This window comes from Maribacter aquimaris (assembly GCF_014596745.1).
Classification (GTDB): Bacteria; Bacteroidota; Bacteroidia; order Flavobacteriales; family Flavobacteriaceae; genus Maribacter_A; species Maribacter_A aquimaris.
In genome coordinates this window covers 581586-594841 of the sequence record NZ_JABTCF010000001.1, presented here as the reverse complement: position 1 = coordinate 594841, position 13256 = coordinate 581586, and the positions used below count along the sequence as shown (strand labels likewise).

Genomic DNA, 13256 nt, shown 5'->3' with positions numbered 1-13256 from the left:
AAGAAGATGAATTTTATATTTGTCCACAGCACTTACCAGTGTTGATACATAATCCCCAAGACTTGGTGGGTTTATTGGATGGAGCGGATAAGTTACAGGGGGGGTAATCCTGATAATACTGGGACATATATCTTGGTATTATTTCTTAACAGCAATGTGAATTGTTGTAATGCTTAAGTATCAAAATTTTCTGAAATCCTTTTACAGAAAATACGCTTCTATCCGGTTCACTAATTTAGTGCCGTCAGGATCGGCTTGTGTTTTAAGTCTAGTCATCTCTTCTGCCCATTCTGAAGTTCTGATTCGTAGCGGAGGATTTTCGGTTTGTATAACCTTTAGTATTACTTCGGCTACCTCTTTTCCTGTTTGATACGTTGAAACTTCTCCATTATTAGATCTGTCTTGTGCCTTTTGCATGTATTTCTGAAAAATAGGAGCGTATTCTCCTGATACCAATTCGCCCTGGTCGTTGGTCATTTTTGATATGGCACTGCTTAAAAATTCAGTGGCAATACCTCCTGGTTCTACCAATGACAGTTTGATATTGAAAGGTGAGGACACATAAGAGGCCAATGCCTCTGTAAAACCTTCTACTGCGAATTTTGCCCCACAATACAATTCATTGAAAGGTTGCCCTACAAGTCCGCCTATAGAGGTGATATTAATGATTTGTCCTGTTTTAGCTTTTCTCATAAAAGGTAAAACTGCTTTTGTTGTTCTCACAACACCTTTATAATTTACATCGGTAACCCAATCAATTTCATCTAAGGATGATTGCTCTAATGTTTTTGCAAAACCAGCCCCGGCATTGTTTAAAAGGATATCAATTTTACCATCTTTGGCAATGATGGTTTTTACTGCTTTTTCAATCGAATTGTAGTCAGAGACATCCAGTTCTAAAATTTCAATATCTAAATCCCCTTCTTTTATTTCCTGTTTCAAAATATCGGCTTTCTTCAAATTTCGCATTGTCGCATAAACTTTGAAGTTATTTTTCGCCAATAATAAGGCACTTTCAAACCCTACTCCTGTGGATGTTCCTGTGATTAAAATGTTCTTTTTCATAATTTTTTGATATGCTCCTTAAAGTAACTAATTTTTGCTCTATTATTTATATTGTTACAATCACTTTACCAACCGTTCTTCCTTTTTCAACTTCTCTGTGTGCATCTGCCATAGCCTCAAAAGCAAAGGTTTTGTAGATATTTGGTTTAATTGCTCCGCTTTCTAACATCCTTTTTAAGGTGTTCATATCTTCTGCGCTGGAATGCACTAGAATATTAGTTATCGTTTTGTTTTCTTTTTCGGCTGCAGCCTTAACACCTTCAGGTAAATCTGGTGCGACCGTGGTTATAATTGCTCCGCCATTTTTTAAAACTTTTGCTGAATTTTCTAAAACTTTACCACCTTGAGTATCTAATACAAAGTCGATATCTGATAAAATTTCTTCAAATTTTTGCGTATGATAATCGATAGCTTCATCTGCACCAATAGACAATACAAAATCTTTGTTTTTTGCTGAAGCAGTAGTAATTACATACGCTCCGAAGTTTTTTGCAATTTGAATGGCAAAGTGACCAACACCACCTGAACCAGCCTGAATTAAGACTTTATCACCTTTGTTAATCTTACCGGATAATATTTGTAATGCTGTTAAAGCCGCCAAAGTGGTTGCAGCAGCTTCAGTAAAAGACACGTTACTTGGCATTACAGCTAAATGCGCCTCTGGAGCAGCAACAAATTCTGCGTAAGCATTACCAATACCAGGAAAATTAACCATTCCAAAGACTTTATCTCCGACTTCGAAATTGGTAACTGCCGAACCAACTTCTGTAACCGTACCTGCAATATCCCAACCTAAAATTACGGGTCGTTCTTTACCGTACATCATACTCAACATCTCGTCTTCGTACTTTGGTTTTACATCTGCTGGATTTAATGAAATTGCTTTAACAGCAACTAATACTTCGTTCTCTTTTATACATGGTTTTGTTACTTCTGCTACATGAAGGTTTTCTGGTCCTCCTGCTTTTTCTAATACAATAGCTTTCATATAGTGTATGTGTTAAATTGCTTTATTATTTATTAAATACAAGGCAAAACTAGAAGGATTAGAAAGGAGGGGAGTGGTAAAAATGGTCCCATCTAGTGTACTTTTATGCCTTAATAGATTTGAATTGAATACTTTATGATTTCGTTAAAAAAAACCTCTCTGATTAAAAGTTTTGGATTTTACTTTTCTATTTTTCTATCTGATTCACAAAAAATGCATTCTCCCAATGCTCCTGAAAAACAAATGCATTTTCTTTTTTTTCAATAATTCCAACGCCAGTAGCAGTAGAAGTTTCGCCTTCATTATCAAACAACATCATATCTATAATTCGTGTTGAAGGCAATCCATTTTTATCAACAGTAGCAAAAACTACTGAATGTATTTTGTTACTAAAATTTTATATAATGGTTACTGTTTATTTATACTTTTAATTCTTCAAAGACTTTTCTAAAATTTTCAGCACTTTGAGCTCCAACAACTATCATTTTATTATTAATAATAAAAGTTGGAACACTAGAGATATTATTATCTCTACAAAATATTTTATTGGATTTTAATATTTCTTTATACTTATTTGTAGCAAAAACCTGATTCACTTCTGCTTCAGAAATACCTACTGTCAATGCCATTTTTTTTATTTCAGGAACCAAACTTATGTTTATGTCTTTAAAAAAGAATGCTTCGTACATTAGTGTATTAAAGGCATCAGATTTATTTACCTCTTTAGCATACTCTGCAACTTGTAATGCTTTGTTTGAATTAGGCATAGCAGTTATATCTGCAAATTCATAACCGAATTGACGTCCAAATTCTTGTAGCTGAATATTTTTCTGTTTTGCATTTGGGAAATAATCTTTTGAGGGAATACCGTTTTCAGGTATGTCTGAATGAATTTCATATCCTCTAAAGTTAATTTCAATATCATATTCTTTTTTTAGACTATCAATAGTTCCTTTTGCTATATAGCAATAAGGGCATTGAAAATCAGAAAACATTGAAATTTCATATTTCATTTTATCTCGTTTTTTTATTCCTATTTATATAGAATTTTTATTCTCTTTTAATATTCGTCTAAGTGCAAACACAAAACTCTCAGGGCTTTCCTCTTGCGTAAAATGATCTGCATTAGGCAATAACTGAACATTTGCATTTGGATAATAAGAACGCCATTTAGCAATCGATTCTGGATTTCCTAAAGTTCTATTTTTCTCACCAAAGATCAACTCCACTGGTTTGTCTGCTAAAAGATGTAATTTTTCTTCTATTTCTAGAAACCAAGATTCTGAAAGTGTAATATGCTGTGGAAAAATCAATGTTCCTTTTCTAGATTCTGGTGTTGGAAATGCCATTTCATAAGCATCAATAATCGCTTGATTATTGCCAGATTTTTTATTCATACTTTTTAAAAGCAATGTTCTTACAAAGTAATTTTCCTCATAAATAAGTCTCTTTCCTTCTTCAGTTTTAAAGAAATTAGAAAATTTTTCTGATTCAGGATTCGCTTTCCACGCCCAAGTATTAGAAATAACGGTTCCTAGAATACTATTTGGATGGTTTGTAGCTAGATGCAATGCGGTTGGTCCGCCCCAATCTTGCACAACCAAAATAAACTTTTCAAGTTTTAAATGATCAAGCACCAAAGATTTTACCCATTTAGCGTGTTCTTGCGGAGTATAATCAAAATCTTTAGGCGTATCTGAAAATCCAAAACCTGGTAAATCATAAGCTATTAATCTTGCTTCACCAGATAACTCTTTTATAATATTTCTATATATAAATGACCATTCTGGATTTCCGTGCGCCAATACAATAGGTATGCCTTCTCCTTCATCAATATAATGCATAGAAACACCCTCTTTTTCAAACCAATTACTTTTAAAAGGATATTCGTTTTTATCGACCAAAAAAGGTCTTTTTTTCTGATTTGATTCTTCTTTGTTAAAAATAAGAGAATCGTGAGAAGTCTTATTTTGCATACTATTTTTTATTATAAATTACAGTTGGTCCTTTTCCTTGTTTTAAGGTCAATCGCATTTGTGTAGCATTTACTTCGATTACAATTTCATCATAACCCAAGTCTAAATCCCCTATTTTACTAGTACGTGTAAAGAAAGTATCTTTCCAATCCCAAGTTCCCGTTAATATTTTTCCGCCAAAGACTCCAAATATTTGTCCGTCGTGAGTAGCTACAGATGTACCATCCTTATCACTGTAAAAATTATCGGCAGCCAATTTTAAATACTCCTCTTTTGTTTTAATTCGATGCCAGTTATCATCAATAGTCTCGCTAGAAACCAAATTATTCGGAACTGAAAAAGATTCAATTTTATTACTAAAAAGAATTGGTGCATATAGCGTATTCCCTTGAATACTTATATCTGCTAAACCTTTCGGAAAAGTTCCAATTAACTGTTTAGCATTATCGTTTATAAAAAACAAATCGCTAACCGTACCACCTGTAACTAAAAATCCGTTTTGAACAGCAGCTAAGCCATCTAAAGCACCTAATTGATACCCACTTTTAATCATCGTAGCTGTTTTGTCTTTTAGGTTGACCTTATACACACTACCAAACTTATCTGGAGTTAACTCCAATGATAATTCTGCACCAAAATCAGCAATAATTAAATTATCATCTTGAATATAAAGGCCATTTGGATGTTTAATTTCAGGTGTTTGAAACCAAACTACTAGTTTGTTATTTTCTAAAGTGAAAATTTTTCCGCCTGCAATATCAGAGATAAAAACCTGTCCAGTTTTAGAAACTACCACATCATTTAATGAAACCACATCTGTTGATGTAAAGCTATTTATCAGCTTACCCTTTTTTACATCAATAATATGAAGTTCCGTGCCATCACCTACATACAATTTGTCTTGGTATAATGCTAAACCAGCAGGGTTATTTAAACCTGTAACCCATTTGTAATTATCTACTTTACCATCCTTTGTAATTCGGCTTATATATCCTTTTTCATTCTGATTTACGTTAGAAACATACAACCAATCTTCAGTAGGAGAAGCTACTATGGATTCTGGCATAGCAAAACCTTCCAATTCCCAGTTTTTAATTAATTGATTCGTTGAATTTATTTTAGAAGAGGCAGCATAATTTGTTTCATCCAAAACTTCTTTCAAGGCAAAAATCCCATTGTTTGCAGCCGGAAACCCAGTATATAGACTTAGCAAGATCATCGTTTCAGAAATCTCATCTGGAGTTACACCAAGGTTTAGTGCAGCTTTCATATGCGACTTTAACTGTGATTTTGCATTGGCTTGTGTCGTTAGGCTAGCAATAATCAGCAATTCTTTTGTTTTAAAATCCAAACCTTCTCTGTTGTAAATTTCTCCAAAACCATAACGAATAATATAATCTGCCATATCTGGAGACACGCTTTTAAACGCCGCTTCCAGACCTTTGGAAGCACCTTCACCATTTACCTCATTTACAGTTTTAACGCCTGCCTTATAGTCGTCTTCTTTTGTAGTTTGTGCAATCGTTATGTATGTGATACATAAGGTGAAGACGAAAATTAATTGCTTTTTCATAACCTTGATTTGTGATTATTCGTGAATTATTTTTTTGGAAATAACATTTTTGCACTTCCTAACAAGTAATTTCTCCATCCAAAATCAGGATAGGCTTTATCCATTTTCTGAATGAATGCTTCACTGTTTTTAGATGCTGAAAGAATTGCTTTCATATCTTCTAGATAGTTGATTTTAATCGTTACATCTCCTGAGGTTTCAGGAGCACTATGTGAAGAAAAATAGGTAGTATATCCTTTTTCCTGAAAAGCGGAAAGTTCTTTAATTACCGTATCTATAAATTCAGTATTGAAAATCATAGTATGATTATCATGACCCACCATATGTAAGTGAACCGCTTTTATTTCTGGCATTTCTACATCAAATCCAAAACCGGTAGGTGTAATAACAAATGGAATTCCAGAAATTTCTTGAGCTCCTGCTTCTAATAAATCGGTTGGTACAATAGTTGTCTCATCAAGATCTTCACCTGAAACTTCCTTCAATTTTGACAGGGATTCATTTCCGGAATTTGTCATATAATCCAAAGATTCTTGATTGGAATAGATATGATTGAATTTTAATTTGTCCGTATCAAAAAAGTGCTTTCCTATTAAATGATAGGAAACCATCACATCAATATTTGTATACCCCAAACCAACAATATAATCCACTAGTTCATTGTAATTATCTTTCATTGGAGGAGTCTCGATCAGCACACCTTGTCCATTTTTTTCAATAAAAAAAGCATGTGTGTTAAAAAAACCTTTGGTTTCATAAGCGTGGACTTGCGTCTCTCCATAATCAAAAACCTGCATTGTGCCTTTTTGCAATTGAACTGCTTTGGTATTGTTGTCAAAAGTTCTCATACTTGGTTCTTGGGCTGAAACATTTTGAATTCCAATGACGACTATACATACGCAAACCAACGCTTTCACTAAATTTTTCATCTTTCACTAAATTATATTTCTGTAACAAAATTCATATACTGCTTTAAATCTCCGTCTACAGCTTCTTCCAACAATTTTCCGGTTTTCATTGCATATGGCTGATTAAAGTGAATGTCCCAAACATCAGATTCCTTTCTCCAATGTTCGTAAACAGCCAATGTATCTTCATGATCGTCTACCGTATATAAATCGAAAAGGATGTTTCCTTTTTCCTCTTTTCGGGTATTTGTAATGTGGTCTTCAAATTGCGCTAAAATTTGCTTTCTATAGCTAGGATTAAACTTGAAAATGAAGAAAATAATAAATACTTCATCTTCAGGATTCGCTGAATTAGAATGGTCTGGTAACGGATTGGTATCACCCAAAAAGTAAAAATCCGGAGCAGTTTGTAGCGCAGTTTGTCCTACTTGCATCAATTTTTGCGTGTGTGGCTCGTTATCATGAGACGTTATGGCTGCTTTATCTGCCCAACGTTCGTAAACAAAAAACACATTGGCATCTGCTTTAGATACAAATATTTTAATTTCTTTATTACCTGCTTCTTTTTGTGTTGCTGCTTGTGCTTCTTTTAAGGTTGCTGCAAAACTAGTGGCATGTTCTGGTTTTGCTGTGAATTTTACTATGGTGCTTTTCATAATTATGTGTTTTTATAATTTTATAAATTGATTGATATCGTTAGCAACTTCCTCAGGAACTTCTAATTGGGGTGAATGTGCCGCGTTTTCGATAACTACCAGAGTTGCATTCGGAATGTGGTCTTTGTAGTATTCAGCTACATTAAAACGTACCACTACATCGTGTTTCCCTTGTAATACCAATGTTGGCGCTTTTATATACTGAACATCGTCTTTAAGATTGAAGTATTTTCCGTTGGTAATTGCAGGAATCAAAGTGTCGTCAACAAAATCTTTACTATTATTTACGGTCTCGATCATATAATTGGCTATGGGTCCTGGAAGGTCTGGTACTTTGTAAAAAACACGTTGAAGCACAGCATCTAACTCTTCTTTATTTTCGATTTTTTTACCAAAACCACCATAAACAACATGGTCATCTATTGTAATGCCCGCAGCATCCAATAAGATTAAATTTTTAACATCATTAGGGTATTTTATGGCATAGGCAGCTGCTGTATGTCCGCCCATTGAATTACCTATTAGGTTAAAGTTTGTTACGTTAAGTTGATCTAAAAACGATTTTAGAAAAGAGGCTTGTCCGTCTATAGAATAATCAAGTCCTTGTTTTCTTCCATTATCGCCGTGTCCAGCCAAATCAGGAAGAATTAGATGATATTCATTAGATAAGAATTTAGCAGTTTGTAAAAAGCTACTTTTATCGTCTGCCATTCCGTGGAGCATTACAAAGTCTGGCTTGTCATCATTCGCTTTGCTTTCATAAAAATGTACGGTGTATCCATTTACTTCCACCGTTTTCTTTTCCAAGTTTGCAGCATTCGCATAACTTGCATTGGTTTGGTCTACCAACACCTTAGGGAAAAAGAAAAATAGTATAGCACCAATGGCTAACAAGCTTACGATGATACCTCCAATTATTTTAAAGAATTTTTTCATTAGTTTATCGTTTAAAGCGGCATTATAATTGAGTTATAATGGTATCTTCCGGCAATCTGGATTTTGGAAGTTTTGAATTGAAATCGGTGTCTTTTCTATATCCTAAAGACACAACAGCTAAAGCGGTATATCCTTTTTCACGTAAACCAAACTCCTTGTCTAAAGCTTTTACATCTACGCCTTCCATTGGGCAAGCATCTATCCCTAAAACAGCAGCTCCCGTTAATAAAGAACCCATATTAAGGTACACTTGTTTTTCTATCCAATGTTGTACATCCTTTAGGTCATACCGGTGCAGGTTTGTAAACATCATCCGTCCATCAAATGCTTGGTCCTTGTATTCTTGAACTGCAAAGCGACCATCCTTATCTTCTTGGTCTAGAATACTTTTTATATAATTTTCTTCAATTCCTGTTTTAGCCGCAATCACAATTACATGGGAAGCATCCAAAACCTTTGGTGTATTAAAAGGAAAGGTTCCTTCCGTACCTTTTGCAATACGCTCTTTACCCGCTGCCGTATCAGCAACTATAAAATGCCAAGGCTGTAGGTTTATACTTGATGGACTTAAACGCAATAACGATTTGATTTGCTGAAAATCGGCATTGGATACCTTTTTAGTAGCATCAAATTCTTTTACTGTGTAGCGGTTGTTTAAGATTTTTGAAAAATTCATTCTAATTTATTTACGTGTTAATTGTACTATCAAAATTATAGTTACAAAAGTATATGAAGTATTAATTCTGTGCAATAACGGTCAAGAAGTATAGTATAAAAATAAATTGCAATTATACTTATAATCAATTAGTTATGATAAAATATATTACTATAAAAAATATAGTTGCATACTTAATTAAAGCATGTTATCTTTGCTGGATATTAAATACATAAAGAAATGGACAGAAAAGAACTGTTTGAAAAAAAGCCAAAGATTAAAATCAACGATAAAATATCCTTCTGCCCAACAAGTGCAGCTATGGAACTTATTGGAGGAAAATGGAAGAGTGTGATACTTACCCATTTAATTGGCGACAAAAAGCGTTATAGCGAATTACGAAAGGAAATCCCAGGTATTACAGAGCGAACACTAAGTTTACAACTGAAACAATTGGAAGCTGATGGTATGGTAAGTAGAAAAGTGTTTACAAAAAAACCGCCTTTAAAAGTAGAATATACGCTTACTACCTTTGGACAAACCCTTACTCCAATTCTCAATCTGATAACTGAATGGGGATTACATGCCGCAGAAACAAAAGGCGAATTTATTTTTGATGAATAAATAGCCGCATAAAAAAATCCCGCTTAACGGGATTTTTTTTCAAAGTATTCAAAAATTCAAAACTTTAAACTATCCAAAATTTCATTTACTTTTTCTTTTGATTCACCTGTACGTTTTTGAATTTTACCTACTAATTCATCTTTCTTACCTTCTTGGTAATCTAAATCATCATCGGTTAAATTTCCCCATTTTTGCTTCAGTTGCCCTTTAGCAATATTCCAATTTCCTTTTAATTTATCTTCTAATGGATTTGACATTTGATTAATTTTTTAAGATTACGCAAACAACTATTTGTTTACATTATAAAATTAACCTTAAATGAAAGGTTGGCTTAACTCAATCCATTCAAAAATTGTTTAAATCAAAATTGGAAATAATATAATATCTTAACTAGTGTAGTACTCAAAGAAATTAATTTTTCAATCTTAGCTACATCATACGCTTATTGATACGCTGTCGAGAATTGTCTTTTTGCCCAACGATTGCAACGATCAAACTTATTGAAGGAAAATGGAAGCGTGTTATTCTTACCCATTTAATTGGCGATAAAAAGCGTTATAACGAATTAGTCTCAATGGCAATTTTCCATGCATTTTCAATAGCTTTATTAGACAAGTCTACGCCTGTAACTTGGGTTCCAAGTCTATTTAGTTAGATAGTGTCCTGACCAAAATGACATTGTAGATGTAGTTTGATTTTCCTTCAATATTTCCCAATAAATTTAATTCAATCTCGTTCAGGGAGGTTTTACAATCTATAAAACCTTTAAGGTCGTAAAAATTCGATTTCAAATCGACATCGGTCTTATTGTTCCAGGATTCCCGGTTTATTGCGATATAATTTCTTTCTGAATCCTTTTTTCTAAATTATTGTTTTTCACCTCTCTTGTATTAAATCAACATAAAAATTCCTATCCACTTCAAAAGTTGAAAGGTCTCCTTTAAATGTTTGCGATTGCCATTCAGCTTTTGGGGTCAACCAATGATCTTGGCCATCAATGTAGATCTGTAAAGGCATATTAAAACCAGCAACAACCTTTTTGTATCGAAACTTAAGGGTATTACCAGCTATGCTATATTCAAATTCAGGTATCATTGTTGTACGCAGGTATTCATCAAAGATTGAACTGAGGTCGATGCCTGTTTCGTCAATAAGGTATTTTTCAATTTGTTCGGAAGTAACGGTCTGATGATAGAAATCCTTATTGATCCCTCTCAATATCCCTCGCCATTTTACGTCATCATCGACCAATTGACGAATGGTATGTAACATATTGGCCCCTTTGTAATACATATCACCCGATCCTTCCTGGTTTACACCATAGTGACCGATAATGGGAATGTTGTTTCGGACATTCTTTCGAAGACCAATTACATAATCCTCGGCGGCTTTCGTACCAAAATGGTAATCCAAGAACAGGTTTTCCGAGTAACAGGTAAAGCCTTCGTGTACCCACATATCCGCAATATCCTTATACGTTATATTATTGGCGAACCATTCGTGACCCGATTCATGAATGATGATGTAATCAAATTCCAATCCCCAGCCAGAACCCGAGAGGTCCCCGCCCAAATAACCATTTTGGTAATGGTTGCCATACGTGACGGAACTTTGGTGTTCCATGCCCAAGTAAGGGACTTCGACCAATTTATAGCTATCCTCATAAAAGGGGTAGGGACCGAACCAATATTCAAAAGCCCTCATCGTCATTGAGGCTTGTTTAAAATGTTTTCTTGCTTTTTCAAGATTATCCCGAAGCACATAATAATCCATGTCCAAGAGCCCTTTTTCCCCTAGGTATTTTTCACCAAAATGAACATAGTCCCCAATATTTACATTTACTCCGTAATTATTGATGGGGTTGGCGACGAACCAATGATAGGTATTGGTGGCTTTGTCCACTTTTCGCAATCTGCCGTTCGATACATCCATAAGGCCTTTGGGTACTTTGACACTAATGGCCATACTGTCGACTTCATCGTACATATGGTCTTTGTTGGGCCACCATACGCTGGCACCGATACCTTGGCAGCTTGTTGCTACAAAATGCTTGCCATTGGAGTCTTTCTTCCAAGAAAAACCGCCATCCCAAGGGGCATTTTCCGCTTCTTTGGGATGACCCGAATAGTGTACTACTATCTCATTGAATTCACCTTTCCGCTGCTTTTTTTTAAGTTGTACGAAATGGGCATTACCCTTGGAAATGACTACCAGCGATTCTCCATCTTGGGTAACCTTATCAATCCTTAACGGGGGTTGAAGGTCAATTTGAAGCACTTTTTGGGCATCCAACACCTGGTAACGGATTAGATTGCTTCCTGAAATGAATTTATTGTCAGGTTGTACCTCTATATTCAAATGGTAGAATTTCAAATCCCACCAAGCACGCTCCGGGGTAATACTTCCCCTCAAAGTATCTTGATGTGTAAATTGCTGAGCCGAAAGACCAAGTGTAAATAAGGTAAGAAATAATAAAAGTGCGTTTTGTTTCATTCTAAGGCTGTTATCTAATAATCGAATTCGGAAAAACAACTGGACTTTCAAAGCCATCCGCACTAACAGCGGAAACCCCGAAAAACGAATTGTCGATTACGATACCCTTAAGGGTAAATTGGGTTAGGTTCCCTACGTTACGACTATGTTCCCATTGTGGGGCTGTGGTGTCCCTCCAATAAATCTTATAACTGCTAGCTCCATCAACCTTACTCCATTGCAATCGTGCCGATGGTTCTACAATACCACCTATTTTAACTTCCTTGGGAGCGGGGGGAGCCCAGGCGATAGAAGCTAGGTTAATTGCATTTACGGCCGTCAACTTACGGGCATAGTCAAAATCCACATGTTCTAAAACGTCTCCATAAGCAGTGCCATTTTCATTTCTGATATCCTGATGTTGTTGGGTGTAGTTTTCATGTGCTTCCATAATTCTAATCCCGGCAAAACCGGCATCGTTGAAAGGTCTATGGTGTCCTCCACGCCCAAAGCGATCCAAGCGATATACCATCATCGGGTTCATTTCTGGCATATAGGTTTTGGTATTTTTGTAAACGTATCGGGCCAATTGGCGTGAAATACCATCGACCTCACCCCCGTAAAATCGTCTGGCATTACGTTCTTTTTCGGTTTCGGTGGGAGGTACGGGTTCAGAGAAAATCCGAAACTCCCGATTATCGATGATTCCATCTACTCCGCTGATGTTGCCAATCATGTCATTGTTCAACACCCCAATGATTTCCCAGCCATTTTTCTTGGCATGGGCCGCAAGTCCCTTACCGCCGTAAAGTCCTTGTTCCTCACCGGAAAGTCCAACATAGATGATGCTATTCTCGAATTTATATTTGGAAAGTACCCTTGCAGCCTCTAAGGTTCCGGCCATTCCACTGGCATTGTCATTGGCTCCTGGGGAGTCTGAGGTAAAGTCTGTTGGGTCACTAACCCTGGAGTCTATGTCCCCACTCATGATTATATAGCGATTCGGATATTTGGTACCACGTTGGATGGCAACCACATTTACTACCATAACATCGTGAACGATACGTTCATTATCACCCTTTTTAATCAGGTCTTTCTGATAAAAAACCTCTAGGCAGTCCCCACAGTTCCCGGATGTTTTTTCGAATTCACTTTTGATCCATCTACGGGCCGCACCAATTCCCCTGGTTTGGGATATCGTATCGCTTAGGGTGTGTCTTGTTCCGAAATTGACAAGCTTTGTTACATCAGTTTGTATGCGTTCAGCGGAAACAGCATCGATAATATCGTAAATGCGATCATCGGTTTGGGCGCATACAAGAATTGGAAGGAGAATCAATAATGCAAAAAGTGGTTTTTTCATCAGAATCAAGTTTGGTATTTTATGGAAATCAGTGCTAATT

Annotated in this window: 14 protein-coding genes; 1 reads left to right on the top strand and 13 read right to left on the bottom strand. The window is 35.6% G+C overall.

Features of this window, described 5'->3' with window-relative positions; translation table 11 throughout:
- Positions 1–201 precede the first annotated feature (201 nt).
- The 10 genes from HPE56_RS02615 to nfsB form a co-directional block, all read right to left on the bottom strand.
- Positions 202–1065 (bottom strand): SDR family oxidoreductase, encoded by an 864-nt coding sequence (locus tag HPE56_RS02615; RefSeq protein WP_188242201.1) that lies wholly within the window; start codon positions 1063–1065, stop codon positions 202–204.
- A gap of 46 nt (positions 1066–1111) precedes the next feature.
- Entirely contained in the window at positions 1112–2053 is a 942-nt protein-coding gene (locus tag HPE56_RS02610; RefSeq protein WP_188242200.1) for an NADP-dependent oxidoreductase, read from the bottom strand.
- Positions 2054–2240: 187 nt separating this feature from the next.
- Entirely contained in the window at positions 2241–2372 is a 132-nt protein-coding gene (locus HPE56_RS20430) for a hypothetical protein (RefSeq protein WP_262890260.1), read from the bottom strand.
- Between the two features lie 100 nt (positions 2373–2472).
- Positions 2473–3066, bottom strand: a complete 594-nt coding sequence (locus tag HPE56_RS02600) for a DsbA family oxidoreductase (RefSeq protein WP_188242198.1) — start codon at positions 3064–3066, stop codon at positions 2473–2475.
- Between the two features lie 24 nt (positions 3067–3090).
- Positions 3091–4029 carry an alpha/beta fold hydrolase gene (locus tag HPE56_RS02595; RefSeq protein ID WP_188242197.1) on the bottom strand — a complete coding sequence of 313 codons (939 nt, stop codon included), beginning with the start codon at positions 4027–4029 and terminating at the stop codon, positions 3091–3093.
- Position 4030: 1 nt separating this feature from the next.
- The gene (locus tag HPE56_RS02590; RefSeq protein WP_188242196.1) at positions 4031–5602 is read right to left on the bottom strand and encodes a carboxymuconolactone decarboxylase family protein; all 1572 of its coding nucleotides are present in this window, start codon (positions 5600–5602) and stop codon (positions 4031–4033) included.
- A 26-nt stretch (positions 5603–5628) separates the two neighbouring features.
- A complete protein-coding gene (locus HPE56_RS02585) occupies positions 5629–6531 on the bottom strand; it encodes a hypothetical protein (protein WP_188242195.1) in 903 nt (300 codons plus the stop codon).
- Positions 6532–6542: 11 nt separating this feature from the next.
- A complete protein-coding gene (locus HPE56_RS02580; protein ID WP_188242194.1) occupies positions 6543–7166 on the bottom strand; it encodes a putative quinol monooxygenase in 624 nt (207 codons plus the stop codon).
- A 12-nt stretch (positions 7167–7178) separates the two neighbouring features.
- Positions 7179–8102: an alpha/beta fold hydrolase gene (locus HPE56_RS02575; protein ID WP_188242193.1), complete on the bottom strand. Its 924-nt coding sequence runs from the start codon at positions 8100–8102 to the stop codon at positions 7179–7181.
- A 22-nt stretch (positions 8103–8124) separates the two neighbouring features.
- Positions 8125–8778 carry an oxygen-insensitive NAD(P)H nitroreductase gene (gene nfsB, locus HPE56_RS02570; protein ID WP_188242192.1) on the bottom strand — a complete coding sequence of 218 codons (654 nt, stop codon included), beginning with the start codon at positions 8776–8778 and terminating at the stop codon, positions 8125–8127.
- A 219-nt stretch (positions 8779–8997) separates the two neighbouring features.
- Between nfsB and HPE56_RS02565 the strand changes: the two genes are divergently transcribed.
- Positions 8998–9381, top strand: coding sequence for a winged helix-turn-helix transcriptional regulator (locus HPE56_RS02565; protein ID WP_188242191.1), 384 nt, complete (start codon positions 8998–9000; stop codon positions 9379–9381).
- Positions 9382–9437: 56 nt separating this feature from the next.
- Here HPE56_RS02565 and HPE56_RS02560 read toward each other — a convergent pair whose 3' ends face one another.
- From HPE56_RS02560 to HPE56_RS02550, 3 genes are all read right to left on the bottom strand, one after another.
- Positions 9438–9638, bottom strand: a complete 201-nt coding sequence (locus tag HPE56_RS02560) for a CsbD family protein (RefSeq protein WP_188242190.1) — start codon at positions 9636–9638, stop codon at positions 9438–9440.
- Positions 9639–10257: 619 nt separating this feature from the next.
- Positions 10258–11874 (bottom strand): M1 family metallopeptidase, encoded by a 1617-nt coding sequence (locus tag HPE56_RS02555; RefSeq protein WP_188242189.1) that lies wholly within the window; start codon positions 11872–11874, stop codon positions 10258–10260.
- A gap of 10 nt (positions 11875–11884) precedes the next feature.
- Positions 11885–13216: a M28 family metallopeptidase gene (locus tag HPE56_RS02550; protein ID WP_188242188.1), complete on the bottom strand. Its 1332-nt coding sequence runs from the start codon at positions 13214–13216 to the stop codon at positions 11885–11887.
- Between the last annotated feature and the right edge of the window lie 40 nt (positions 13217–13256).

Coding starts and splice junctions, on each gene's coding strand:
- HPE56_RS02615 (WP_188242201.1), bottom strand. CDS start 1,065: ATGAAAAAGAACATTTTAATCACAGGAACATCCACAGGAGTAGGGTTT.
- HPE56_RS02610 (WP_188242200.1), bottom strand. CDS start 2,053: ATGAAAGCTATTGTATTAGAAAAAGCAGGAGGACCAGAAAACCTTCAT.
- HPE56_RS20430 (WP_262890260.1), bottom strand. CDS start 2,372: ATGATGTTGTTTGATAATGAAGGCGAAACTTCTACTGCTACTGGCGTT.
- HPE56_RS02600 (WP_188242198.1), bottom strand. CDS start 3,066: ATGAAATATGAAATTTCAATGTTTTCTGATTTTCAATGCCCTTATTGC.
- HPE56_RS02595 (WP_188242197.1), bottom strand. CDS start 4,029: ATGCAAAATAAGACTTCTCACGATTCTCTTATTTTTAACAAAGAAGAA.
- HPE56_RS02590 (WP_188242196.1), bottom strand. CDS start 5,602: ATGAAAAAGCAATTAATTTTCGTCTTCACCTTATGTATCACATACATA.
- HPE56_RS02585 (WP_188242195.1), bottom strand. CDS start 6,531: ATGAAAAATTTAGTGAAAGCGTTGGTTTGCGTATGTATAGTCGTCATT.
- HPE56_RS02580 (WP_188242194.1), bottom strand. CDS start 7,166: ATGAAAAGCACCATAGTAAAATTCACAGCAAAACCAGAACATGCCACT.
- HPE56_RS02575 (WP_188242193.1), bottom strand. CDS start 8,102: ATGAAAAAATTCTTTAAAATAATTGGAGGTATCATCGTAAGCTTGTTA.
- nfsB (WP_188242192.1), bottom strand. CDS start 8,778: ATGAATTTTTCAAAAATCTTAAACAACCGCTACACAGTAAAAGAATTT.
- HPE56_RS02565 (WP_188242191.1), top strand. CDS start 8,998: ATGGACAGAAAAGAACTGTTTGAAAAAAAGCCAAAGATTAAAATCAAC.
- HPE56_RS02560 (WP_188242190.1), bottom strand. CDS start 9,638: ATGTCAAATCCATTAGAAGATAAATTAAAAGGAAATTGGAATATTGCT.
- HPE56_RS02555 (WP_188242189.1), bottom strand. CDS start 11,874: ATGAAACAAAACGCACTTTTATTATTTCTTACCTTATTTACACTTGGT.
- HPE56_RS02550 (WP_188242188.1), bottom strand. CDS start 13,216: ATGAAAAAACCACTTTTTGCATTATTGATTCTCCTTCCAATTCTTGTA.